Origin of the sequence: Fictibacillus sp. 18YEL24 (genome assembly GCF_015903855.1) — a bacterium.
Taxonomy (GTDB): domain Bacteria; phylum Bacillota; class Bacilli; order Bacillales; family Fictibacillaceae; genus Fictibacillus; species Fictibacillus phosphorivorans_C.
In genome coordinates, this window is record NZ_JACZDT010000002.1 from 373,331 (window position 1) to 396,153 (window position 22,823).

26 protein-coding genes and 1 riboswitch are annotated in these 22,823 nt (G+C 38.5%); of the genes, 18 read left to right on the forward strand and 8 right to left on the reverse strand.

Features of this window, described 5'->3' with window-relative positions:
- The first annotated feature begins 47 nt into the window (after positions 1-47).
- Complete coding sequence (locus HU823_RS07340) at positions 48-917, forward strand: DUF6843 domain-containing protein (protein ID WP_197221612.1); 870 nt, start codon at positions 48-50, stop codon at positions 915-917.
- Between the two features lie 173 nt (positions 918-1,090).
- Positions 1,091-1,744, forward strand: a complete 654-nt coding sequence (locus tag HU823_RS07345) for an NlpC/P60 family protein (RefSeq protein WP_197221613.1) — start codon at positions 1,091-1,093, stop codon at positions 1,742-1,744.
- A 71-nt stretch (positions 1,745-1,815) separates the two neighbouring features.
- Here HU823_RS07345 and HU823_RS07350 read toward each other — a convergent pair whose 3' ends face one another.
- The 4 genes from HU823_RS07350 to HU823_RS07365 form a co-directional block, all read right to left on the reverse strand.
- Positions 1,816-2,118, reverse strand: a complete 303-nt coding sequence (locus HU823_RS07350) for a hypothetical protein (protein ID WP_197221614.1) — start codon at positions 2,116-2,118, stop codon at positions 1,816-1,818.
- Positions 2,119-2,882: 764 nt separating this feature from the next.
- Positions 2,883-3,926: an STAS domain-containing protein gene (locus HU823_RS07355; RefSeq protein WP_197221615.1), complete on the reverse strand. Its 1,044-nt coding sequence runs from the start codon at positions 3,924-3,926 to the stop codon at positions 2,883-2,885.
- Positions 3,927-4,096: 170 nt separating this feature from the next.
- Positions 4,097-4,420, reverse strand: a complete 324-nt coding sequence (locus tag HU823_RS07360; RefSeq protein WP_197221616.1) for a helix-turn-helix domain-containing protein — start codon at positions 4,418-4,420, stop codon at positions 4,097-4,099.
- A gap of 76 nt (positions 4,421-4,496) precedes the next feature.
- Positions 4,497-4,655 carry an anti-repressor SinI family protein gene (locus HU823_RS07365; RefSeq protein WP_197221617.1) on the reverse strand — a complete coding sequence of 53 codons (159 nt, stop codon included), beginning with the start codon at positions 4,653-4,655 and terminating at the stop codon, positions 4,497-4,499.
- Between the two features lie 28 nt (positions 4,656-4,683).
- Positions 4,684-4,767: riboswitch (cyclic di-GMP riboswitch) on the reverse strand.
- 207 nt (positions 4,768-4,974) lie between these two features.
- Here HU823_RS07365 and HU823_RS07370 point away from each other — a divergent pair.
- Positions 4,975-5,949: an NAD(P)H-dependent flavin oxidoreductase gene (locus HU823_RS07370; protein WP_255548957.1), complete on the forward strand. Its 975-nt coding sequence runs from the start codon at positions 4,975-4,977 to the stop codon at positions 5,947-5,949.
- A gap of 74 nt (positions 5,950-6,023) precedes the next feature.
- Here the strand turns inward: HU823_RS07370 and HU823_RS07375 are convergent, their stop codons facing one another.
- Both HU823_RS07375 and HU823_RS07380 read right to left on the reverse strand, forming a co-directional pair.
- Complete coding sequence (locus HU823_RS07375; RefSeq protein WP_197221618.1) at positions 6,024-7,301, reverse strand: hypothetical protein; 1,278 nt, start codon at positions 7,299-7,301, stop codon at positions 6,024-6,026.
- Positions 7,301-7,858 carry a sigma-70 family RNA polymerase sigma factor gene (locus tag HU823_RS07380; protein WP_197221619.1) on the reverse strand — a complete coding sequence of 186 codons (558 nt, stop codon included), beginning with the start codon at positions 7,856-7,858 and terminating at the stop codon, positions 7,301-7,303. The genes HU823_RS07375 and HU823_RS07380 overlap by 1 nt, the downstream gene beginning before the upstream one ends.
- A 351-nt stretch (positions 7,859-8,209) precedes the next feature.
- On the opposite strand from HU823_RS07380, the gene HU823_RS07385 reads away from it, so the two are divergent.
- Together HU823_RS07385 and HU823_RS07390 are read left to right on the forward strand one after the other, a co-directional pair.
- A complete protein-coding gene (locus HU823_RS07385; protein ID WP_197221620.1) occupies positions 8,210-8,581 on the forward strand; it encodes a hypothetical protein in 372 nt (123 codons plus the stop codon).
- 114 nt (positions 8,582-8,695) lie between these two features.
- Positions 8,696-9,013: a hypothetical protein gene (locus tag HU823_RS07390; RefSeq protein ID WP_197221621.1), complete on the forward strand. Its 318-nt coding sequence runs from the start codon at positions 8,696-8,698 to the stop codon at positions 9,011-9,013.
- A 58-nt stretch (positions 9,014-9,071) separates the two neighbouring features.
- Here the strand turns inward: HU823_RS07390 and HU823_RS07395 are convergent, their stop codons facing one another.
- Entirely contained in the window at positions 9,072-9,584 is a 513-nt protein-coding gene (locus HU823_RS07395; protein WP_197221622.1) for a DUF2628 domain-containing protein, read from the reverse strand.
- A gap of 317 nt (positions 9,585-9,901) precedes the next feature.
- Here HU823_RS07395 and HU823_RS07400 point away from each other — a divergent pair, with 317 nt between their 5' ends.
- The 9 genes from HU823_RS07400 to HU823_RS07440 all read left to right on the forward strand — a co-directional run bounded on the left by HU823_RS07400 (position 9,902) and on the right by HU823_RS07440 (position 17,239).
- On the forward strand, positions 9,902-10,327 hold the full coding sequence (locus HU823_RS07400) for a hypothetical protein (RefSeq protein ID WP_197221623.1): 426 nt from the start codon (positions 9,902-9,904) through the stop codon (positions 10,325-10,327).
- A gap of 170 nt (positions 10,328-10,497) precedes the next feature.
- Positions 10,498-11,019 (forward strand): hypothetical protein, encoded by a 522-nt coding sequence (locus HU823_RS07405; RefSeq protein ID WP_197221624.1) that lies wholly within the window; start codon positions 10,498-10,500, stop codon positions 11,017-11,019.
- A 19-nt stretch (positions 11,020-11,038) separates the two neighbouring features.
- Positions 11,039-11,413, forward strand: coding sequence for a DUF2750 domain-containing protein (locus HU823_RS07410; RefSeq protein WP_197221625.1), 375 nt, complete (start codon positions 11,039-11,041; stop codon positions 11,411-11,413).
- A gap of 35 nt (positions 11,414-11,448) precedes the next feature.
- Entirely contained in the window at positions 11,449-12,006 is a 558-nt protein-coding gene (locus HU823_RS07415; protein ID WP_197221626.1) for a hypothetical protein, read from the forward strand.
- 43 nt (positions 12,007-12,049) lie between these two features.
- Positions 12,050-12,289 carry a hypothetical protein gene (locus tag HU823_RS07420; protein ID WP_197221627.1) on the forward strand — a complete coding sequence of 80 codons (240 nt, stop codon included), beginning with the start codon at positions 12,050-12,052 and terminating at the stop codon, positions 12,287-12,289.
- Between the two features lie 266 nt (positions 12,290-12,555).
- Complete coding sequence (locus tag HU823_RS07425) at positions 12,556-13,590, forward strand: ABC transporter substrate-binding protein (protein WP_197221628.1); 1,035 nt, start codon at positions 12,556-12,558, stop codon at positions 13,588-13,590.
- A 22-nt stretch (positions 13,591-13,612) separates the two neighbouring features.
- On the forward strand, positions 13,613-14,743 hold the full coding sequence (locus HU823_RS07430) for an ABC transporter ATP-binding protein (RefSeq protein ID WP_197221629.1): 1,131 nt from the start codon (positions 13,613-13,615) through the stop codon (positions 14,741-14,743).
- Positions 14,740-16,440, forward strand: a complete 1,701-nt coding sequence (locus HU823_RS07435; protein WP_197221630.1) for an ABC transporter permease — start codon at positions 14,740-14,742, stop codon at positions 16,438-16,440. The genes HU823_RS07430 and HU823_RS07435 overlap by 4 nt, the downstream gene beginning before the upstream one ends.
- Positions 16,441-16,462: 22 nt before the next feature.
- Positions 16,463-17,239, forward strand: coding sequence for an HAD-IIA family hydrolase (locus tag HU823_RS07440; protein WP_197221631.1), 777 nt, complete (start codon positions 16,463-16,465; stop codon positions 17,237-17,239).
- Here HU823_RS07440 and HU823_RS07445 read toward each other — a convergent pair.
- Complete coding sequence (locus HU823_RS07445; protein WP_197221632.1) at positions 17,234-17,797, reverse strand: glycerol-3-phosphate responsive antiterminator; 564 nt, start codon at positions 17,795-17,797, stop codon at positions 17,234-17,236. The two genes, HU823_RS07440 and HU823_RS07445, sit on opposite strands and share 6 nt — an antisense overlap.
- A 178-nt stretch (positions 17,798-17,975) precedes the next feature.
- Here HU823_RS07445 and HU823_RS07450 point away from each other — a divergent pair, with 178 nt between their 5' ends.
- From HU823_RS07450 to HU823_RS07465, 4 genes are all read left to right on the forward strand, one after another.
- Positions 17,976-20,291 carry a glycerophosphodiester phosphodiesterase family protein gene (locus HU823_RS07450; RefSeq protein ID WP_197221633.1) on the forward strand — a complete coding sequence of 772 codons (2,316 nt, stop codon included), beginning with the start codon at positions 17,976-17,978 and terminating at the stop codon, positions 20,289-20,291.
- 398 nt (positions 20,292-20,689) lie between these two features.
- Positions 20,690-21,520 carry a hypothetical protein gene (locus HU823_RS07455; protein ID WP_197221634.1) on the forward strand — a complete coding sequence of 277 codons (831 nt, stop codon included), beginning with the start codon at positions 20,690-20,692 and terminating at the stop codon, positions 21,518-21,520.
- Positions 21,520-22,080, forward strand: a complete 561-nt coding sequence (gene sipW, locus HU823_RS07460) for a signal peptidase I SipW (RefSeq protein WP_197221635.1) — start codon at positions 21,520-21,522, stop codon at positions 22,078-22,080. The genes HU823_RS07455 and sipW overlap by 1 nt, the downstream gene beginning before the upstream one ends.
- A gap of 93 nt (positions 22,081-22,173) precedes the next feature.
- The gene (locus HU823_RS07465; protein ID WP_197221636.1) at positions 22,174-22,770 is read left to right on the forward strand and encodes a CalY family protein; all 597 of its coding nucleotides are present in this window, start codon (positions 22,174-22,176) and stop codon (positions 22,768-22,770) included.
- Positions 22,771-22,823: the final 53 nt, after the last annotated feature.

Here is a 22,823-nt window from a genome sequence, read left to right on the forward strand (position 1 = left end):
AGTGTTAATATGTTTATGTGAAGTATTTCACATAAGGGGTGATTTTTTTGACAGGAAATCTTTCAAGAAAAATTGATTCAGCGCTTTTCTCAGCTTTTTTACTACCTGGTTTGCTGAGTTTTTATTTTATTTATGATTATGAGTCCTATGAAGATTTGTTTATCTTGTTGATAATACTATTCTTTACTTTGGTGGGAAACTTTTTTTATGCAATACCTATTTCAATTCTAATCGATTGGATCACAAAAAGTTGTGGTAGATTTCAACTTTTAATATCAGGTTTCTTACATATTTTCTTTGGCTTTATTACCTTCTTTATTATTGAAGGGTTGAACTTTTTTGCTATTGCATGTGCCGTTCTTTTTTTCTTATCGGAAGAATGGCAAAAAAGAAAAGGAAATCCATTTAATTGGAAAACAGGGATAGTAAATGGTGTTATTCTAGTTGGTATTGTGGTCCTTGCTGTTTATTCGTCTTTTTTATTGGACAAGTGGATGGAAAAAGAAACCCATGAATATTATCTTTTTCCAGCTAATTATGAGGGTAAAGTAACGGTAATATATAACATAAAGGAAGAGCCAAAAGCAAAAAAAATGGGAGACTATAACGTGATTCAAGTAAACGATCAAGGTTATGCCCTTACTTCGTTACCTCAAGCAGAGGGGACGATTAAAAATAAATATTATTTTGTAGATAAAAATGGTGAAAGAGTAAAAATTGATGAGAAGTGTGTTCACATAGGTAGTTCAGGTTCTATTTCAAATGATGAACAGGAGTTCCAATTTTCAAATCTTACTGTTAAAAAGAACGGATGTACAGATGATTTTTATATAAATGGAAATATGTATGGAGAGGATTATAGTCTTGAAATAGAAGAAATCCTTCAGCGAGAAGGCCTTGGAGATTTTGGCTATTAAAGGTCAAAAGTGTCCAGTAAAATAATTATTTTAGCGGAATACTAAATTCGACATGATTTTACAAGCGGACCAAATTCCTATTTTCCGTAACGGAAGCGTAAAACACAAGTCCTATTATTTATTGTAGGATAATAATAGATTACTTGGAAAATCAAAGGAGTTTGGGATAAATAATGAAAAAATGGATAGTTACATCAGTTTTAGGTGCTAGTTTATTATTGTCGCCACTACAGGCGTTTGCAAATATAGGAGATCAAACACTTCGTCCAACAATGACACACTCAGATGTGAAAACACTTCAAACAATATTGCGAGATAAAGGTTATTTTACATATAGCGGTTCAACAACGACATACTTTGGGTCATATACAAAGAGTGCGGTAATGAGCTTTCAGCGTGCAAAAGGTTTAACGGCAGACGGAATTGCTGGCCGCAGTACGTTTAACAAACTAGGAGTCTATAATGTTAATAACACGTATCTAGTAGACTATGCCAAACGTTTTCAAGGGACCCCGTACAAGTGGGGTGGAACAACTACCGCTGGGTTTGACTGTTCAGGGTACATTAACTATGTTTTCAAAAACTCACATAATATCGTTTTGCCGCGTACGGTAAAAGAAATGTGGAACCAAACTGGATATCGCGTATCCACTCAAGCTGTAGGAGATCTTGTGTTCTTCTCAACGACTGATTCTGGAGCTTCACACATGGGTATCTATGTTGGTAATGGAAAGTTCATTCACGCTGGATCTTCAACAGGAGTGACGATTTCAGATATGAGCAACAGCTATTGGAAGCCACGTTACTTAGGGACAAAGCGTTTATAGTTTTTAACCAACGAGGAAGAGGAATGACTCCGCATATGTAGCGGTCATTCCTCTTTTTTGTAAATTAACTATTAATAGACTAGTTCTTTCTTTGCACTTCTAGTGTTGATTACATTTATTCTATTCTTTTCAGTAATGGACTGATCTGAATGGTAACTTAACTCTGAAAAAAAACAAAATTGAGTTGCAGGATAAGGTTGAGATAATTTGGTTAGATTAAGTTCTGTCGCTCTGTACACTTCATCTATACACTCTCTGGCTACTTGTTCTAGACCTTGCTCGTATAAATCTTCAATTTTTTCAAAGTCAGTCATTATAGAGATGGTCGTTCCCATGCGATAATATGTAAACTTAACTCCAACTTGTTTGTTCATGTGAAAAGCCTCCGTGTTAAAAGTAAATTAGAATAGTATTTTAATTGAATGGGTATTAAGTCTTTGTATATAACGAATTTAATTACTTTGCTCATGAATATTGAGCCATAAGGTTTTTACGGAAAATAATAGTCTCTTATTCTTTATCGGCTAAAGCCTTATAATTATTAAGGAAATTTTTATTATAAAATGATTTTATAAGGTAAACATGATAAAAACCAAAGAAATAAAAGAATAGAAGTACAAACCAGAGTTTGCACTTCTATTCTAATTCTTATCCTAGAACAAGATTCTTGCCCAAGGATCGCAGCAGCAATGATGTTGCTTTTTCTTAGCTTTTTTAAACTTCTTGCACTTTAACACTTCGTAGCTAGAAGATGAAGACGAAGATGAAGAAGAGGACGAAGAAGATGAAGAGGATGATGAAGAAGATTCTTCACAAACCCATTCTACTTTCTTGTAACACTTCTCAACTTTTTCATGCTTCTCGTGCTTTTCATGTTTGCAGTGGTCGTAGTTTCCACACTTGTTACACATTAATTGTTTCACCTCACAAATTGATACCGACTTCCAATTGGTTTCGGTTTCTGTATATCATATGTTGAGGCAGACAAGTTGCTTAGACGAACGTTGAGATTTTAAGAAATTGGGGTCTGACCCCATACAAATACAAATCCCTTCAATTTGTTCATCTCAGAGATACTCTGAAGCAAAAACACAAGATAAAACAAAAAAACCACGCTGCAACCGCAGCGTGGATTTTTTTACTTCGTAGGTTCTTGTATGAGCATTCCTTCCTTTGCAAAAGCAAAGTGGATGGCGTGCTTCAGGTTTCTGAAATATGTACTTTCTCCGAGAGAATATTGGTGTTTTGTAATTTCCATACTTAATTCAGGTGAGATTCCAACCAATAACGTTTCCATACCGAACAATCGGGCGGAAGAAACAAGTTTGTTCAACATTCCCACCATTTCAGTATCGATAGACTTAATACCCGTTAGATCTAAAATTACAAATTTAGCTCGATGTTGAGGAAGTGAAGTAAGTGTATGCTCTAACATATCGTTTGAACGGAGCTCATTGTATTTACCAATCAAAGGAATAACCACGATATGATCGGTAACCGGAATAATGGGAGAGGAAATCTCTCGAATTAGATCGGTTAACTCCCTAGTTCGATCTTCCACCATCGCTTCTAGCTTCATAATCTCATGCTGTTCTTCCCGTTGAACGAGATCGCGGATATTATCTTTTGGAGTTATTTGTGATTCTGTGATTTTTAATGCTAACGTGTTAGGTTCAGACTCGTTATCAAGCACCTCGAACCACATGTTGGTTTGAAAGAGTCCGGTGAAAACACCAGCCCAGTGGCCAGGTAAGAAGCGTCCCATGCGTTCGCTGTTCTGCGCTTTTTTGATTTTTGTTTCCCAGCTGTTTGTAATCGTAATGATTGCTTCTTTTTTCTCTACATCAAGCTCTATGTATGTTTTACCCCAACCAGCTGATGCATAAATGTTAGGCAATGATTCAGCGGAAATCTCAATATCTTTGATCGTTCTTATGTAAAAATCACTAACGATTAACCCTGTCCGATACCCAGCTGTTTCAAAAACGAGATCTGCTGTTCCTTCTCCTGTAATCTCTTCAATGGATTCAAGAAACACCTTAAATGCTGAATCAATCCAAAACAACATTACATCTTCGCCTTCAAATTGAAAAATACCTTTTGCTGTGTCCCAATGAAAAGAAGAACCATTCACATCTACACTTTTTTGAGAATCCATTAGTTCGTTTGGCGACTGCTTCATTTATTATCCTCCATAGGCAAAAATAGTAGACACCCTTTTCCCGTACCCTATTTTAATTAACATTAAACATTTGTGTGGGGTCTGACCCCACACAAATACAAAACCCTCAATATGTGCAGCCCACGAAGACACATCAGACAACGTAAAAACCACCTGATGCAATCAGGTGGTTAGTTTTGTTTGTTTTTCCATTTGTTAAATTCGAGAAACTCTTTGAATTGCTCTTTGCTAACACCAGAACCCATGGCTTCTTTTACAAGATTGGCCCATTCTTGGTCAAGTTCTTCGCTATTCACTTCCTCTTTAATCAGGTGGTCAACAGATATGTCAAGGACCTCTGCGATTTTTTCGAGAAGTTGAATGGAAGGGTTTTGCTGAATATTTCGCTCTAATGCGCTTATGTAAGATTTAGCTACTCCAGCCTTTTCAGCTAAGGCAGTCATGGAGAAGCCTTTTTCCGTGCGGTACTTTTTTAAATTTTCCCCAATTACCATTTAGATTCCCCATTTTAGAAGTCATAATAAACTAATTATATCTTCAATATTTAGGGAAGTAAATAAGTACTAGTTCTTACTTAAATGCTAGCTTTTCTGGTGAAAAGTATCCATCAATTGTCATGAATTGGGGGTTTTTTAAAAAGTCCATAATTTCTTCCTTTGTAATGCCGTTTTCCTTAGCTTCCTTCATTAAAAGAATCCACTCACGATCTAACGTCGGCTTTTTCTCCATTAGATTTCCCTCCAGATAAGCGTGATGTTCAGGTAGCCCGGCGATCCTAGCGGTTGCCTTAGACCCGTGGCTTTGCGCCCATATCTTTCGAAAATGTTTGCCCTTGTCTGAAGGATGAGACAAATGACCTAGCTCAAATTGATTATATACAAGCTGTTTGAAAAATGTTGTCAGAAAATGACAGTAATATAAATGTAATATTTACTTTTTCTTAACGTTCTTTAAAACGAGAAAAAAGGATTGTATTAAGGTTTATAGAACTTGTTAAGGTGGTGATTTTTTAATTCGTATATCTAAATAGTTGAGAGGATGATCGTACTTGAACAGCAATTTGCCATTAAGTTTGTCGAATCAACTCAGTCTACCTGTCATAAATGCTCCAATGTTCTTAGTATCAAGTCCTGATATGGTCTTGGAAAGCTGTAAGAACGGAATTATTGGAACGTTCCCATTACTGAATGCACGCACCTCCGATCTATTAGAAAATTGGATGAAACATATCTCAGATGAGCTAAGTAAAGCTAGGGAAGAAGATCCTTCAGCAAAGATAGCTCCATGGGGTGTTAACTTAATTGTTCACCGTACGAATAAACGTTTTGAAGAAGATTTAGAGCTAATAAAAAAATATGAACCGCCAGTGGTAATTACTTCTCTAGGCAATCCAAGCGATGTGGCTAAAATCGTTCACGGATACGGTGGTCTCGTATTCTCTGATGTTATCTCGCTTGATCACGCACGTAAAGCTGCTAAGACTGGCATCGATGGATTAATCCTCGTATGCAGTGGGGCAGGTGGCCATGGTGGGACGTTAAATCCATTTGCTTTCTTAAAAGCAGTAAAAGAATTCTGGGATGGAATGACGATTCTAGCTGGGGCGATTTCAACAGGTGAAGAAATACTGGCTGCCAAGATTCTTGGAGCAGATCTCGTATACATGGGTACGCGCTTTATTGCGACTCAAGAATCTTCGGCGAGTGAAGATTACCGGCAGATGTTAATAGATTCTACTCTAGAGGATCTTGTTTATACTGACGCGATTAGTGGAATAAAAGGAAACTACCTGCTTCCTTCTCTACAAAAAGCGGGATTTGATGTAGAAAACTTGAAGCAAAAAGATTCTATTGATCTTTCGTTCTCAGAGTCCAAAGCAAAAGCCTGGAAAGATATCTGGTCAGCTGGGCAAGGTGTTGGAAGTGTGAAGAAAGTTGCTACCATCCAGGAAGTAGTAGATGACCTTAAAGCTGAATATAAAAAAGCAATGAATACAAAGGAAGCTATGAGCATTATTCCTTAAAATGAATTAGTCCTTTAGAACTAAATCCCCCAAATTCGCTGGTGATAAACGCGGATTTGGGGGATTTTGGATTTTTAATTGGTTTCATTTTTATATGGATCAAGAGTTGGTTCGAATTGAAGACTAACTGTGTAATAGCTATCTTCGTTCTTAATAATCAACATTTGCCGGGATTTTTCCGAATAGAAAAATTTCACATTAGGTCCTTCTTTATACGGTTCGCCTAGTTGGGCTACTATTTTTTCTATATAAGCGATATCTCCCGTATTATAACTTAGGTATCCTATTTTGTTGTCCTTTTTCAACTCCGATAATTCTACAAATAACCCAGGATTTTGATATTCTTTTAACGAAGTTTCTAGATTCCAAGTTGCTATTATTGGTGCGTGTAGCTCTTTTTCACTAATCTTATCATACGGACCTAATATGCGAAGAGCTTGATCTAATGTAGTTCCAATGGTAATCCCTTTAATAAAGAAATACCCATCTTTTTTCGTGACTTCAACACTGTTAAAAGGAGTTTTCTTTTTACCATATTGTTCTTCCAGATTATCAAGCGAATCTGTAGGTTTAGGACTTTCTTCTATAACACTGTCCGTTGTATCTTGTTCGGGTTTCTCTTTTTCGGTAATTGAAGATGAGTCTTTCTCTTCACTTTCTTTTTCATTTTCTTCAACGACAGGCTGCTCCTCATCTACAACGGGTTCTTCAGCTTTTTTGCCGGTAAATTTAATGTCACTAATGATAAAAGAGGTCAGCGTTTTCGTTTCTGTATAAACCTCGATTTGTAGGGCATCTTTTAAAGCTGATTCCGAAATCGGTTTTTCAAGAGTGATTTCTTTCGTAAATGTAAATGGTTCTTCTGGTTTTAAATAACCTTGTTTTGGCGTTTCATCGATTTCAATCGTTTTTGAGCCAATAGCAGCTTGAAGTTCTTCGTTCAAAATCTTAATTTTGGTCTGGAATTTTTCACTATTAAATTCTGTGGTGTTTTTAACCGAACCGTTAATCTTTAGAATGTTTGTGTTTTCATCATAACTGATCATACTTGAAGCTTGTGAAAATTCTTGCGCGTAGCGAATTTCAGGTTTTTTTATTTCAATTTCAGTCGCTGTTTCAGGTGTCAGATAGTTATCAATAAGTGTATAAGAAGTAAAAATAACCCCCGCAAAAAGCGCTGCTGTTAGAAGTCTTGGAACAAATGTGTTCTTTACTTTTGGTTTTTCCACTTTTTTTGTTGATGAGTTACGAATAGCGAGCAATATATTTTGTTCATCAGTGTTTGTAAAAACAGGAGTACTCGAGATTTGTTTGTCCATAGTACGGCTTAGGTTTTTTAGTTGATTCTCCACTATCGCTCACCTCCTAGTTCAATATAAGAATCTTGCAGCACTTTTCTTGCTCGACTTAAACGAGTCTTAACCGTAGATTCATTCATGGATAGCAGTTCGCCGATCTCACGTACAGAGAATTCTTTGTAATAGTGTAGCAGTATAACTTCTCTATACTTTAGTGGTAATGAAAGCACAGCTCGATACAAAAGTTGGTCTTCGCTACTCGCAATCACACCCTCTTCCGCAGAGTGAGCACTTTCTTTTTGGTTTGTAGTGAATTTATCTGTAAAAGAGAGCTTTCTATAGCTCCAGCTTTTTAAAAAGTCCTTTGATTTATTGATAGCAATCGTGTAGATCCAGCTCCTAACAGCGGATTCTCCACGAAATGTATCAAGTTTCGTGTACAAAGAGATATAGACGTCTTGTGTAATGTCTTCAGCTTGCTGCCAATTCTTGACGAATGTATAAACGAGCCGTTTGATCTCTTCCCCGTAGCATCGCATCAAGTAAACGATGGCATCATCCTTAGACATGCCATCAATACTTATGGAATCGCTTAATTCCTCACTTTTCACGTAGCGTTAATCCTCCTTAAGGTGCATTTCCGATAGTAAGACGAAGTAATGGTAACACAGGTTTCATAAATTTAGAATACGAGTATAATATTACCACTTGGGGTCTGACCCCTTACAATTACAAAAGTAATAAATTTGTTCACCAGGAAAGGACACAGCGAAATCGCTGTGTCCTTTATCGATATTGCGCTTTATGAAACTAAATCACTCATATTCTCCTCCAAAAGAGGAGAACCGAGGAAGAGAGCGAAAATATAAGTAATATCTTTATGTAAAGAAACCGTGTAAACTGTAAGGAATTCATTATGAACGACAAAAATATCTACAGCTAATAAATATGGAGGTGTTACCATGAATTTATTCTCATCGATTACCGAAGAAAGTTTTGACTATTTAATACGAGATTATGGATTTTCTGAGCCGGTCGATACAGATGGGAGGTGGAAGACAACCTTCTTATACGCTAACGAGCAACTAGAAATTGAAATAGAATTGAATTACCAAGATATGGATACATTTATTTATTTGAGAAGTTTAGATCATAATTCAGAAGAACAATCGACGCGTATGCAACTAGAAGAGGTTCTTAATATTGAACCCGTTAAAAGTAATGGAGATCAAACAACGATTGAACAATTTGAAAAAGGGATCGTAAATAAAGCTGCATTATTAAAGAAGAACCTTAATCAAATCATAAACAAAAAAGAAAAGATTTTTTCGTGAAATAAAACTCTCAAATTCACTAAAAATGTCGCAACGGATATTCGTTGTGATTTTTTGTTTATAACTTTAAAAAGTTTCTAAGACGAAAATTAATGAGAAGAGCGAGGGTTTAAGGTGCCAGGTATTACGTTTAACATCAAAGGAGAAAAGAAAACTATCTTATTTGACCAGACAATCCATAGTTATTTGCGTAAAAGAGAGGGAGATAATGGTGAATTTGAGATACTTAATGATTTAGATCCTTATGGATATTGCGAGTTTACAAGTTCTCAAATACAATCATTGATTTTACTTTGTGACAAATTAATAGAAAAATATAATGATGAATTTAATTGGGAACATGGTAGGGTACGGAAATTTTGTAAGAAGTTTAAAGAATTATGTGTGGAAGCGATTGAGAAAAAGATGAACATAGAAGGTTCAGGTGATTAGCTTACACAATATACAAAAAAGATAACTCCAATTTTCGAGTTATCTTTCTTAAATTTATTTATGCTAATGTAAGTGTCATTCCTAAAGTAATCAGTATATATCCAACAAACATTAAGACAGCCAAAAAAGCTCCTTTTCCGCTGGTACCCCCGCGCTTGCGAAGTTCATGCATCTTCTCCTCTTCGCTGATGGAAAGTTGATTTACTTCCTGTACTTGTTTTTCAGCGTGCTTTCTATAGAACATATTACCTGTAATCCCTAGAGCTCCAGCAAGCCCATAACCTAATCCTCTACTGATAGCTGCCCCATCAATGCTCATAAATAAAACAATAATGTCAATTGCTATAAAACCAAGAAGGATGTAAACAACAGGCTTGAGCATTTTTCGGTATCCCAACCAAAAAAGGGGTAAAAAGAAAGCTGCCCAGTTCCAGCTGTTGTCTTTTTGCCATTTTCTAAAATAAAATTCTCTCTTTTTTTCTCCCACGAATTCAGCGAGTTTAACTTGATCAGCACTATCAATCATTTTGTCGGCAGAAAAACTTGTACTAGGTTGAGTAAATTGATCCATCCAACCTTCTCCTTCCATTTAATTAAAGTACTTTGCGCTTGCCTATTTTAAACAGGTAACACAAAATCTAACCATTATATTCCATTTTATAAGAAAGAATAAACCTAAAAATACACGTAATAGGCCATTTCGTTGAATGTCTTTCTGGAATAAACAAAACGTCAAAAAGTGTAATTGTGTGGGGTCAGACCCCTCACAATTATGTAAATTTTTTCGAAAGTGCACAAAAGGGTTTAAATTTTCTAAAAAATATTGTAAAATAATTTGAAAATTAGGTTTCGTTTTAGCGGAATTGGGGAAGGAGAGTATATTTGGAGATGAAACATAATACATCAGGGTTTGGATTTGCGTTTATCTTCTTAGCAGGACTTTTTGTGTTGGGACTTTATCAAACAGTGATGGTATGGGGGAACATTAATTTGTTCTTTGAACGAATTATGGGACTAACTTCTACTTCATTTATTTCTTCCATACTTCTATTCTGGTCAATCACGAGTGCATTTTGGGTCCTTAGCTTAAAAGTCTTAGATCTTGCACATAAGACAGAGCTATATAATGCGAAGAATGCTATCTTCGGAACGGTATTTTTGTTCTTCGCCATTCCATTTGGTATCTGCGCACAAGTGTATCATGCGCTTAATATCAATTCTGGCGTGACAACAATCACTACTGCACTATTCATCATGACAATTGTATCGTTCATTATTGGATTTGTTTTCAAATTTAGAAAGACAGTCCGTTAATCAACGAGTTTTAAGTAGCCATCGAATTCTCTTACGAATGAGATGGCTATTTTAGTGCGCTAAACCGAACTCTTTGCTTCCCAAACCAAACATAAAAACCAATAAATTCGATTGGATGTTTTCCTATAAAAAAGAAAGTAAGTATACCAATCTTTATGACAGGTGACAAAATGCACAAATACCGAATTACAAAATACAACCCTTTATTCCGGGATGCTGAAGGCCGTTTTACCCGCGAAGATTGGACGAGCATAAGTGATATTGGAAAAGTGTTTGATAATCAAGAACTTACAATAGAAATGTACAAGAAAGCAGAGGATTCTTACATAAAAGCTGTACATCTAATAATGGATTTACTAAATCTTCCCCATCTACATGCGAGAAATATTATTAAAAGTTTCCCGGATGATCAGTTTTTAGCACTAATAAATGACAATATCGAGTTGTACCCAAAAGACATGCTTCATTATTATTTCTCTACTGTAAACAATACCGGAAAAATAACCTATGAGGATGTAAGTAAACATTGTAGATTACAACTAAGAGAGGACTTGGGCTCGGCGCTTTTTTATCCACGAAAATGTAAGCTTTTTATCGGGTATGATTATTTGATGAGCGTTCATTCGCATATACAATTGGATCCAATCTTTCAATCGATACAGAATTTAGGGCTATTTGTTGAAGAGTTCTAAATAAGGGGGAAATCTAACAATGAAATTTATAAAAAAATTGATGTTAAACCGTCCTGCTGAAAAGCGACTGGTCTATTTTTATAGCATGGTGGCGACCGATGAACAGGTTTGGCTATTAGAAAACAAGCATGGTGATCTGTTAGTTTCTGAAGGTGATGAAGATTATGAGTTTTTGTTACCTGTATGGCCGAGTCGAAGTTTTGCTGAAATGGAAGCCGCGAATCTCAAGAAATCATATAAAGCGTTCAACATGCCGCTTTCTCAGTTTATAGATCACTTACTTGTTGATCTTGAAGAAGACGGTGGTGCAGTTGCTATCTTCCCGAATGAGAAAGACACGATGATACAAACGCGTAAAGAAATAAAAGAAATGATCGATCAAATGAACGACTGATACCAATCGACTAAAAAGATTAAGGGAGACTATTTATGAAAATTGATTATCAATTAACAGGTGCTGGATGGGCAGAGTGTGTTTTCATATTAAATGATAAAAAGTACACGTTCTGGCCAGGTTACTTAACAGACGCCCTTGGCGAAATACTGGAGGCTTTATTGAACATTAACCCTGTTTATACAGAAGAATGTTATATAGAGGATGGTGCTAGTGCGAGATGGGATGCTGAGCCTCAAGAAACAGAATGGAACTTTAAATACCTAGGTGAAAATCAAATGGAGATTGAACTCTATCATTATGAAGATGAAAGATGGAATCCCGAGATAGATTTGAAATTTCAGTGTTCGTATGATGAGTTCCTTAAAGCCTGGGTTGATATAAGTGAACGCCTTCTTTTAGAATATGGAATCGTCGGGTATAAAGAGATGTGGTTAGATTCTGAATTTCCGTTAAGCAACTTCTTGAAATTAAAATATTATCTAGAACATCATACTGAGTTTCCAGTGGATACAAAAACGATTGACGAGATTACGATGAAAAAGAGCAAGATCGAGATGGAATTGGCTTATATAAGAGGAGAAAAGAAGTAATAAATACTGCCCCGGATGATAATGGAGGATGGAGGTGTGTAGTTTGGGGCAAAAACTCTCTATATTCCAAAAAATATTAAAGACTTGGATTTCCATTCCGCGAACCATCCGAACGGGACTTCTGACTTTGCTGGTCATGGGAATCATGATCTTATTTTTAGGCACAGGAATTTCTAATCTATTTGATGTAGTTGGAGGTTCGTCTGAGTTACCCACTACTACGCTCTTCATAATTGGAGTTGCTGCAGCCATCATTTTTTTGGTGATTCGAAAAAAGCGCTAAAAACTCCAATCACCCATTAATAAAAACCACTAGAAAGGCTTTAATCAATAATTTCCTACCATTGTAAAGAAATTGTAAATTTTTTATTTCAATGTGGTTGTAAAATTCAGATAATTTTGTATAATGATAGTAATCGAATATGGACGGGAAGAGACCATGAGAAGAAACCCAATTTGTAATCCTTTCTTTTGAAAGGGTTTACATTGGTGTTTCTTCTCTTTTTTCTTTGCCGAAAAATCGATCATAAACTTATAGGGGGTTGAATGATGAAAAGGTCTTTTTCAATTTTTACTTCTGTATTTTTAATGATGAGTATACTCTTACTCACGGCATGTGCGGGTGATCAAGATTCTGGTGGTGGGGATGGAAAAGGTGAAATTACATTCTACTCTCCTGAGACTCCTGATATGACGAAGGAACTTGGACAGAAATTTGAAGAGCTTCATGATGGTTCTGTTAACGTTCAGTACGCAGGTACGAACGTACTCGTTAACCGCATGATGGCGGAGAAAGATAATCCTCAAGGTGATGTTTGGTATGGAGGGGGAGGAATCCTTCCGTTTGAAGCGGCTGTAGATAAAGGGATTATCGGAAAATACATTCCTGACTTTGCAAAAGATTGGGATACGGTGGAAGACGGAATTAAAGTAAAGCATGAAGATGGGAAGTATGTTGGTGTTGAAGTATTTGTACTCGGTTTTGCTTATAACACGGACCTTGTAAAACCGGAAGAAGCGCCAAAGACTTGGGATGACCTGCTTGATCCAAAATGGAAAGGAAAGATTCAGTTCTCCAATCCGGCAGCTTCAGGTACGGCAACGCTTATGGTTTTAAATCAGATGATGCAGCGCGGTGAGGCAGAAGGCTGGGACTACTTTAAGAAGCTAGTAGACCAAGCGAACTCCATGCCAGATTCAGGCTCTGCTCCAACAAAAGCAGTATCTATGGGTGAAGCACACATTGGTGTAGGATTCGACTTCATGGCATACGAGCAAAAAGCCAAAGGAGAGAGTGTGGACTTTGTAGTACCGGATAAGACGCCGATTCTGGTTAACCCGGTGTCTATCGTGGAAGGCGGTCCGAATCCTGAAGGCGGAAAGAAGTTAATTGATTTCTTATTATCAAAAGAGGGTCAACAAATTCTAGCAAACTGGTACCATATCCCGATCAATCCAGATGTGGAATCCAAAACACCTCTTACACTTGAAAAAGTAAAATCTCATGCCGTAGATCTAGATATCGATTGGGTGAATGAGAACTATGACCGTGTAAGAAACGAGTGGAAAGAGAAATTTCAGTAATACACATTAGGGGTGGTCGAGAATGGGTTCAGTCAAAGTTTCGGAGCTAACAAAAGAGTTTTCAGGTGTTCATGCTCTAAAGAACGTTAATCTAGATATCCGAGAAGGCGAGTTCTTCGCTCTTCTTGGACCATCAGGTTGCGGCAAAACGACAACGATGCGTTGCATTGCAGGGTTTGAACAACCAACATCAGGACTTATTCAAATCGGAGAGACAAAAGTAAACCATATTCCTCCGAACAAAAGAAACTGTGGGATGGTCTTTCAGAGCTATGCTTTATTTCCACATATGAACGTATTTGAAAACGTTGCATACAGCTTAAATATTAAACAGCTCAACTCAAGCAATATGGCGGCTAAGCTTCCGATCTATTTACGGCTGCTTAACAGAAAATTGGGGAAGTATCCGAAGCCGATCGAACAAAAGGTAATGGAAATCCTCGAATACGTGGAACTCGATAAACATGCAACGCGCCTTACAAGTGAACTGTCTGGCGGTCAGCAGCAGCGTGTGGCACTTGCTAGAGCTCTTGTTATGGAACCGGCTGTTCTTTTAATGGATGAACCATTGTCGAACCTAGATCAAAAGCTGCGCCACTCAATGCGTAACACGATCCGCCGCATTCAACAAGACCTTGGAATCACAACCATTTTTGTTACACATGACCAAGAAGAAGCGATGAGTATGGCAGACAGAGTTGCGGTTATGGATAGTGGGGAAGTGAAGCAGATCGGAACGCCGATCGAGCTCTATAGCAGACCTTCTACACCGTTTATCGCAAATTTTGTCGGTACATCTAACGTCTTAAAGGGTACGGTTGTCGGTCAAGAGAATGGCTATTCGGTCGTAAAAGGTCATGGCTTTCTGATTAAATCTACAAACCATGTCGAACAAAAAGAAGTGAACGTTATCGTACGTCCCGAAAATATTAAAGCTTTCAAACCAGGAACGATCAGTTCTGATGAGTTAACCAACATTATTGAAGGAACCGTTCTTGTTTCCACTTATCTTGGTTCCATCGTTCGGTACGACATTAAAGTAGAAGAATACCAACTTGTAGTGGATACAACGTTTGTTCCAGGCGAGGCGATCCTAACAGAAGGAGAGAAGGTCCAGTTAACCATCGATCCTGAGAGGGTGTTGTTAATATGAAGAACCGTCTCAGCTCTTTTAACGGACTCACCCTTGTAAAAGTATTGATCTATCTTTTCTTTGGTGTTTTCTTGTTGCTTCCTCTTGTTTCGGTATTCTTAGTCAGTTTCACAGGTCAACCTATCAATCTGCTAGGTTCAATCACCAACTCAAACATCTTACAATCGACCATCGAAAAGTTTAGTTCAGCGTCATTCGATAACTATGAAAAGATTTTTACGAACAAAACATACTTTTCAGCGGTTCAAAATAGCTTAGAACTCGCCATTCTCGTCTCATTGATCGTCATCGTGATGTGTATACCCATCGCTTATGGTATCGCGCGTACGACGATGCCGTTCAAAAGGACGATCGCAGCTCTATGTACGATCCCTCTGATCGTTCCAACGTTTATCTCAGCCTATGCGATCATCATCATGTTCGGCCGCGCCGGCTGGGTGACGTACATCTACAATTCTCTTGGCGGGGAAGGGATGTTGCTCGATCCGTACTCAATGGCTGGAATTGTACTCGTCCAAGTTTTCTTCTTTTTTCCGTATGCGCTTTGGCCGATGGTAGCAGCGTTTAAAGTGAGTGACATCTCGCTTGAGGAAGCATCGCTGAACTTAGGTGCAAGAAATTGGTTCACGTTCATTTTTGTTACATTTCCGCTTGCGATTCCAGGTGTGATCTCAAGTGCACTCTTAATCTTCACCGTTTCGTTCTCTGATTTTGGGACGCCGATCATTCTCGCTCCTAAAGATCTGAACTTGCTCGTTGTTGAGGCATACCGTGAGATCGCAGGGTTCTTCAACTGGGGTGGGGCGGCGATTCTTACTGTCATCATGGTACTCGTCGCAGCTTTCTTCTTCTGGCTGCAGCACCTTTTTACAAAAGGAAAGAACTATGGATCTGTTTCCGGAAAACCGAAGCAACAGAAGCTGAATGATGCAAAAGGATTAACGCGCACGTTGTCTGTTTATTCTTTAGCGATTGTCATCATTCCGGTGCTAGCGATGTTATCCATCGTGCTGCAATCTCTTGCGACAACATGGGGAAAGAATCCACTTCCGAACGGATACACGCTATCACACTATCAAACCATTTTCACAAGCTCGATGGGCAACATCCAGAATTCGATCGTCCTTGCGCTTGGTGCTTTAATCCTGAGTGTGATTATCGCGACATTCGTATCGTATTTTGTTGTCAGACAGAACTCTTCTAAACTTGATTTCATGACGTCGATCCCACTCGTAGTTCCAGGTATCGCGTTTGGTATCGCACTCATCCAAACGTTTAACACAGCACCTCTTCACCTGACAGGAACGGCACTTCTGTTGATTGTCGCCTATACGATCAGAAGGCTTCCGTACATGGTTAGGTCGACGATGGGTACGATGCGTGCGATCAAGCAAGACATTGAAGAAGCAGCGGTAAACTTAGGTGCAACACCGTTAACAGCAGCGATTACGATCATTGGGCCATTGATGCTTCCAGGAATCGCGGCCGGGTCCATTCTTGTTTTTATCACCGTTATTAAAGAAACGAGTATATCTATATTATTAGCCCCTGCAGACTGGGCACCAATGAGTCTAGCTATATTCCAGAACATTCTGCGCGGTGAATACTATACAGCAGCGGCGATGTCTGTTGTTCTTGTCATAATCGTATTAATTCTGCAAGCGATAGCAAACCGCATTTCAAAAAATCAACTATAAGATGGATGGTGGAGGAAGAACATTGACTAAAGGGTTTATTTTTGATTTGGATGGAACGGTTTATTTAGATGAAGTGATGATTGAGGGAGCGGCAGAGGCAATCGCCGCCCTCAAACAGCGGGGAGATAAGGTCGTATATTTAACGAACAAATCTATATCAACCCGCATGGATTATTTACAAAAACTTCGAAAGCTAGGTATTGAAGTGGAGTTGGATGAAGTGATCAACTCGAACTTCATTACCGCAAAATATTTAAAAGAAGCATTAGAGACTGGAGAAGCAGCACTTGTGATCGGTGAGCAGCCGCTCTTAGAAGAACTAGAAGACGAAGGCATCCCCATCACGTATGACGCAAAGCAAGCGAAGTTTGTTGTCCTCGGCTGGGATCGTCAGTTTAGCTATGAAAAAATCAATCTAGCTTTCCAAGCTTGGCTTAACAAAGCAACGATTATTGCGACGAATCCAGACCGAACCTGTCCCGTACTTGGTGGGGAGATTCCAGACTGTGGTGCCATGATCGGAGCTCTAGAAGGTGTGACCGGTCAGAGGATTGAGTCAATCACAGGAAAACCTTCCAAATGGATGGCAGAATACGTAGTCTCTCAAGTTCTGAAACTAGATCCTTCTCAGTGCTATATGGTCGGTGACCGGTTAGAGACCGATATCCGAATGGGAATTGAGAATGGATTGCAGTCTGTACTAGTGATGACAGGTGTGACGAATCAAGAAATGTTAACAAAATCTTTATACAAGCCGTCCTATGTACTTGGTAGTATTAAAGAAGTAGTAAACTTATAGATCGAATTTCCACATACGAGGATCGCCTGATGACACAGCGAGTGCTCCAGCTTCAAGTGCTAGGAGAATATCCTCTTTCTCTTGAATCAAACCGCCAACAATAAGAGTAAGCTTAAGCTGGCGCGACAGCTGGTCGATTACTTTCGGCATCAATCCAGGCAACACTTCTACAGCATCCGGCTTGCACGATTTGACCATCTCAATGCCTTTTTGTATGGCAGCGCGATCAATTAAGAAAATCCGTTGAATGGTGATGAGTCCTTCTTCTTTCGCATACTTGATCATGTTGATTTTCGTTGTGATGATGCCGGTTGGTTTTAACACGTCCGCAATGTATTTAACGGCACTTCTGGAATTGGACAAGCCCTCCATAAAGTCGAGATGAATGAAAATATACATACCTGCTTCACGAAGCTGATTAATATAATTTTCAACAGTTGAGATGTCCCCTGTTAAAAGAAAAGCGATGTTCGCTGAACTTTTAATCGCTTTATCAATATCTTTCTGATCTTTAATCGATGCGATAATCTGTGATTCTACCATATTAACAAGTTCCATATCCTTCCCACCCCGTATTAATTTTTTGAATATTTATACTATTTCTCTATGAAGAGTTTACCATATGTTAGAAGAAATGCACGGTACTCATGACTTATTTAAAGTCTTTTAAGGAGGTGAACTAGGTCTTTTTGCTCAGTTTTTCACAAACTATTATTTCAGGAGGGTGTTTAGTAACGTGAAAACTCATTCTATGCGTCAACTGGTCCTAACGTCTGCCTTAGCATTGAGTCTAGTGATTCCACAAGGAACAAGCATGGTAACAGCGAATAATGATGTGATCGTAAGCGAGAACTTTGATGGTATTCAAAACGGAACATTGCCAAATGACTGGAAAGTGGTTGAAGGAACAGGAGAGGTGCAAGATGGAAAGCTTGTGCTGCAATCAGCTGCAACGAATAGACCTGCAAGAGTCGTCGTCCCTTTATCGGATGATAACAACGGAAACTATGTGTTTGAAGCAGACATGACGTTTGTATCAGCGGTTGAAGACACGCGCTGGGCTTCTATCATGTATCGTGTACAGAATGAGAATTATCCGTATTATCAGTTTGCGGTCAGAAGAGGAACATCAGCACTTAACGGCATGGAATTTGCTGAACGCACAGAAAAGAACGCCTGGAACGTAACAGAAACAAATTTTTATAAAGAGAACTTCCAGTACAACAAAAGCTATCGTTTAAAAGTAATAGCAAGCAAGAATCGTGTACAGCAGTTTGTGAACGGTGAGCTTGTTGTGGACACAGCAGGAGCATCTAAATGGCAGAATGGTGATATCGGGTTTCAAGCCGTAGGATCGACTGTACAATACGATAACGTTAAGTTGACATCTTTTACGGGAGAGCTTCCTCCGGTTGAAAACTCAGGTGCATTGCTTCCAACCGAAGCGCCAACGGATATTATCAACCCTCCTACACTCATTTCTGGAACAAAAGTAACCAGCCTTCAGCATGCAACAGCTTCTGCTATGTTAAAAGTGGACCGAGGAACGGATGGCAACCTTTATGCAAACGGAAAACGATTGATTGACCAGCTGAATCAACTGAAGAACAAGAAGATCCCAGTCCTACATATCGAACAAGCTGGAATAGAAGAGAGCATTATTGAAGCATTGAATGAGACCCAAACGACTGACGTTCAAGTGATTTCTACTGACGCAGAGATTGTTAAAGCCATTAAAAGTCTGAACCCCAAAATTCGCGGGGGACTTGTTTATGAGCGTGGTCCATTGAATGAAAGAGGACTACAACAGATCGTAGAAAAAGTCCATGACAGTGGAAGTAAGATGGTCTTGTTTCCACAAAAAAAATTATCACCAGATGTTGTCTATTACTTGCACAACCGGATGGTATCAGTTTGGGGTGTGAGTGACGACAAGTTAGCAGATCAGCATGAACTGATTCATCTTGGGGTAGATGGTCTTGTGACGAACCAACCAGGGCTCGCTGAAAAAGCTTTTACACAATATCCGGAAAACACGATTATTCAGCGCCCGATCGTTTCGGCTCACCGTGGTGTTCCATCATCAGCACCAGAAAACACAATGGTAGGTTACCAGATGGCGTTTGATCTTGGTGCCGACCAGATCGAGACGGATGTGCAACGAACAAAGGACGGTCAACTTGTTATCATGCATGACAATACCGTAGACAGAACAACGAACGGAACCGGTGCTGTGGATCAACTGACGCTGGCGAAAATCAGAGAACTTGATGCAGGGATCAAGTATGATCCTAAATATGCAGGAGAAAAAGTACCAACGTTCAAAGAATTTCTTCAAGCGTTTAAAGGGAAAGATATCGTTCTGCTCGTTGAGTTGAAAGATCATGACATCGAACAACAAGTAATCGATGAGATTCAAGCTGAAGGAATGATGGATCAAGTGGTGATGCAAAGCTTTTATCTCGACAGCATGCAGGTGATGAACGAGATCGCACCTCAGCTGCCGATCGGCTATTTGTTCTCTGCAGCTGTTCCATCTTCATACGAAGCGAAAGTGAAAAACGCCAAAAAGATGGTAGACTACGGAACATTGAACGATGTTACATTAAACGCTAGCTATGGAACCGTCTACGAAGAATTCATCACATATATGCGCCAGCGCGGAGTGATGAGCATGCATTGGACGTTCCGATCCGAAGAGCCTTTCGTGGACAAGTTAAAGCAAGGATTGATCGGGCCGATTACGGACTACTCACAATGGCTGTCAGAATCACCAGTGTATTTAGAGTCACCTGTGAAAAAATTGAATATAAAAGCAGGAAAGACTCACACTGTTCGGGCCAAAGCGAAACTCAGTTATCGATTAGATAATCGAGAAAGAATTGACACTGTGCTTTATGTAAAAGACAATACGGGTGCGGTGCGAGTAGAAGGAAATACCATTCAAGCCGTTGCACCAGGAAACGCGCAAGTCTTTGTAAAGCATACGTTTGAAATGTTAGGTGAAGAGTGGAGTTTAGTGTCTGAACCGATTGAGGTAACGGTGAAGTAGGAATTATAAAAAATGCGTTATTTGAGAAGATTATATATTCATTCTTTTGGTCAAAGGGCTACTACAAAGCACCAATCTCTGTTAAAGAGATTGGTGCTTTTTTAATTTACCTACATACTGCCCACCCTATTTAAATTGTTGATTAGTATAAGGAACAAATTATTAAATCAGAGGTGTTCAATAAAAAGAACAAATAAATGTAAAATAATGCAAAAAAGTAAGAAAGACGTAGAAAACAAAAGTAATATAGTATTTTTGTACTTTAAAACGAACAAATTCGGACGAATTTGAGGGTTTTTAAAGTAGTAAATATGTTCTATTATAAACACATAAACGTTCTCTAAATAGAACAAACCCTTTCTTTCTTAAAGCACTAAACAGAAATGGATGGTGAAAGAATGTTACCAACAAGGGCAAGTAAAATAAAACTTCAAAGAATCAGAAGGAGAAAACAAATTCGGACTTTTGTTATAACACTTTGTCTAGGTGCACTTTCGATCTATCACATTTCTTATATAACGTCAGAAACATATGCGTTTTTTTCGGATCGAGAAGAGACTACAGCTACCCTTTCTGCAGCGAGAATGTTTCCGAAATATGCAGCTGAATTAGTAGAAAGAACAAAAAGTATAGCCGTTGATTCTAACAAAATGGTAGAGCACATTGATAGTTTGCTAACGGGAAAAGAAACTTCTGAAGAACTATCGATAGCTATCCAGGAAGCTCGAAATATTCAAAGTCAAATGCCTGATTTAATAGCTGAAACGAAATCCTTTATAAAAATACTAGAAGACGCTCTTAGTCTCGAAGAAGAAGATGTTCGTAATGGAGTTGAGGGTGCAGAGGAAGTCAGAGATTACATAAAAGCAGCTCTCCAAGACGCAACAAATGAACTTGGTAAAGTGGAGAACGCAATAACAGCAGCAGATGGATCAATCAGTAATGCTGAAACTACTTTAATCGCTCTAATAGAGGCAGAAGAAAAAGCGAGACTCGAGGCTGAGGAAAAAGCAAGGTTAGAAGCTGAAGAGAAAGCGAGATTAGAGGCAGAAGAAAAAGCAAGATTAGAAGCAGAAGAAAATGCCAAGAAAGAAACGAAAGAGGAAACAAAGACAGATACAAAAGAAACAAATGAAACACAAGAAACAAATGAAGGTGCGGGCGAACAAAAGCAACAGACAGAAGCAAGTGAGGCAGTAAGTGAACCTGCTAAGGAGGAAGAAAAATAATGAAAGCTCTCAAATGGGTTAATCATCTCATCACATTTTTACTTTCGTTACTACTAATTGCTTTGGTTTTCAGCGTAATTATATCGAAGGCATCTGGAGGCGAACCACAAATAATGGGGTATCAGCTTAAATCAGTTTTATCCGGATCAATGGAACCAGGTATAAAAACAGGATCCGTTATAGCAATTAAGCCAGGCGGTGACATGACCCGTTTTCAAAAAGGCGATGTTATTACTTTTAAGGTTTCAAATGATAAATTGATTACCCACCGTGTAATGGGAGTAAAGGGTGCAGGTGACAATACTCAATATATTACAAAAGGCGATAACAATAATACAGAAGATTTAGACCCAGTACTCGCTGCGAATGTAGTAGCTGAGTATAAGGGATTTACTATTCCTTATACCGGATATCTCTTGAACGCAGCACAATCTAAAGCAGGTTCAGCTTTACTTCTCATTTTGCCTGGAGTTCTCTTACTTTTTTATTCCGCGGTTACGATATGGAAAGCGATTAAGGAAGTTGAAGTGAAGAAAGACGCTCCTTCAACTTCAAATTAAGTGGGTTGAAACATCATTTAGGTGAAGAGCCTAAACGAGTTCAATATATAAATTATACATACCCGAAAAAAGGGTGAAAGGGAGGAAGTGAAAATGAGTTTGAAAGCGAAATTAGGTCTTGGGGTAGCATCAGCAGCACTTGGTTTGTCTTTAGTGGGTGGAGGAACTTATGCGTATTTTAGTGATAAAGCAGAAACTACGGGTACATTTGCAGCAGGGACATTGGATCTGAATGCAAACCCAACAGAAATTATTAACGTACAAAATATTAAACCTGGAGATAAAATGTTACGTACTTTCAAGTTAGGGAATGCAGGAAGTCTCGATATTGCTTCTATTAAACTAGCTTCAAGTTATACAGTAACTGATGCTAAGGGCGATAATGCAGGTGAAGATCTTGGAGCACATATTCGTGTAAAATTCTTAACAAATGTAGATAAGGTAGATGATGTAATCTATCAAACTACTTTGGCAAATCTTCAAACTTTATCTCCGGACGTAATTGAAGGAAATATCTTCAGTGCTTGGTTAGGGGAAAGAGGCGGAGTTCTTAAGGCAGGGACAGAAGATACACTGCTTGTTAAATACGAATTTGTAGAAAATGATGCTGATCAAAACAAGTTCCAAGGGGACTCTTTATCTCTAAAATGGACATTTGAAGGAAAACAAGGTTCTGGGTCAGCTAAATAAGTCAAAATAAGAAAAAGGTGGGAACAAATTTCCCACCTTTTTAATTAAAATGC

Bases quoted from the DNA above. Each gene is read 5' to 3' on its own strand.
- HU823_RS07345 (WP_197221613.1), top strand. From the start codon at position 1,091: ATGAAAAAATGGATAGTTACATCAGTTTTAGGTGCTAGTTTATTATTG.
- HU823_RS07350 (WP_197221614.1), bottom strand. From the start codon at position 2,118: ATGAACAAACAAGTTGGAGTTAAGTTTACATATTATCGCATGGGAACG.
- HU823_RS07355 (WP_197221615.1), bottom strand. From the start codon at position 3,926: ATGAAGCAGTCGCCAAACGAACTAATGGATTCTCAAAAAAGTGTAGAT.
- HU823_RS07360 (WP_197221616.1), bottom strand. From the start codon at position 4,420: ATGGTAATTGGGGAAAATTTAAAAAAGTACCGCACGGAAAAAGGCTTC.
- HU823_RS07365 (WP_197221617.1), bottom strand. From the start codon at position 4,655: ATGGAGAAAAAGCCGACGTTAGATCGTGAGTGGATTCTTTTAATGAAG.
- HU823_RS07385 (WP_197221620.1), top strand. From the start codon at position 8,210: ATGAATTTATTCTCATCGATTACCGAAGAAAGTTTTGACTATTTAATA.
- HU823_RS07395 (WP_197221622.1), bottom strand. From the start codon at position 9,584: ATGGATCAATTTACTCAACCTAGTACAAGTTTTTCTGCCGACAAAATG.
- HU823_RS07400 (WP_197221623.1), top strand. From the start codon at position 9,902: ATGAAACATAATACATCAGGGTTTGGATTTGCGTTTATCTTCTTAGCA.
- HU823_RS07405 (WP_197221624.1), top strand. From the start codon at position 10,498: ATGCACAAATACCGAATTACAAAATACAACCCTTTATTCCGGGATGCT.
- HU823_RS07410 (WP_197221625.1), top strand. From the start codon at position 11,039: ATGAAATTTATAAAAAAATTGATGTTAAACCGTCCTGCTGAAAAGCGA.
- HU823_RS07415 (WP_197221626.1), top strand. From the start codon at position 11,449: ATGAAAATTGATTATCAATTAACAGGTGCTGGATGGGCAGAGTGTGTT.
- HU823_RS07425 (WP_197221628.1), top strand. From the start codon at position 12,556: ATGAAAAGGTCTTTTTCAATTTTTACTTCTGTATTTTTAATGATGAGT.
- HU823_RS07430 (WP_197221629.1), top strand. From the start codon at position 13,613: ATGGGTTCAGTCAAAGTTTCGGAGCTAACAAAAGAGTTTTCAGGTGTT.
- HU823_RS07435 (WP_197221630.1), top strand. From the start codon at position 14,740: ATGAAGAACCGTCTCAGCTCTTTTAACGGACTCACCCTTGTAAAAGTA.
- HU823_RS07445 (WP_197221632.1), bottom strand. From the start codon at position 17,797: ATGGAACTTGTTAATATGGTAGAATCACAGATTATCGCATCGATTAAA.
- HU823_RS07455 (WP_197221634.1), top strand. From the start codon at position 20,690: ATGTTACCAACAAGGGCAAGTAAAATAAAACTTCAAAGAATCAGAAGG.
- sipW (WP_197221635.1), top strand. From the start codon at position 21,520: ATGAAAGCTCTCAAATGGGTTAATCATCTCATCACATTTTTACTTTCG.
- HU823_RS07465 (WP_197221636.1), top strand. From the start codon at position 22,174: ATGAGTTTGAAAGCGAAATTAGGTCTTGGGGTAGCATCAGCAGCACTT.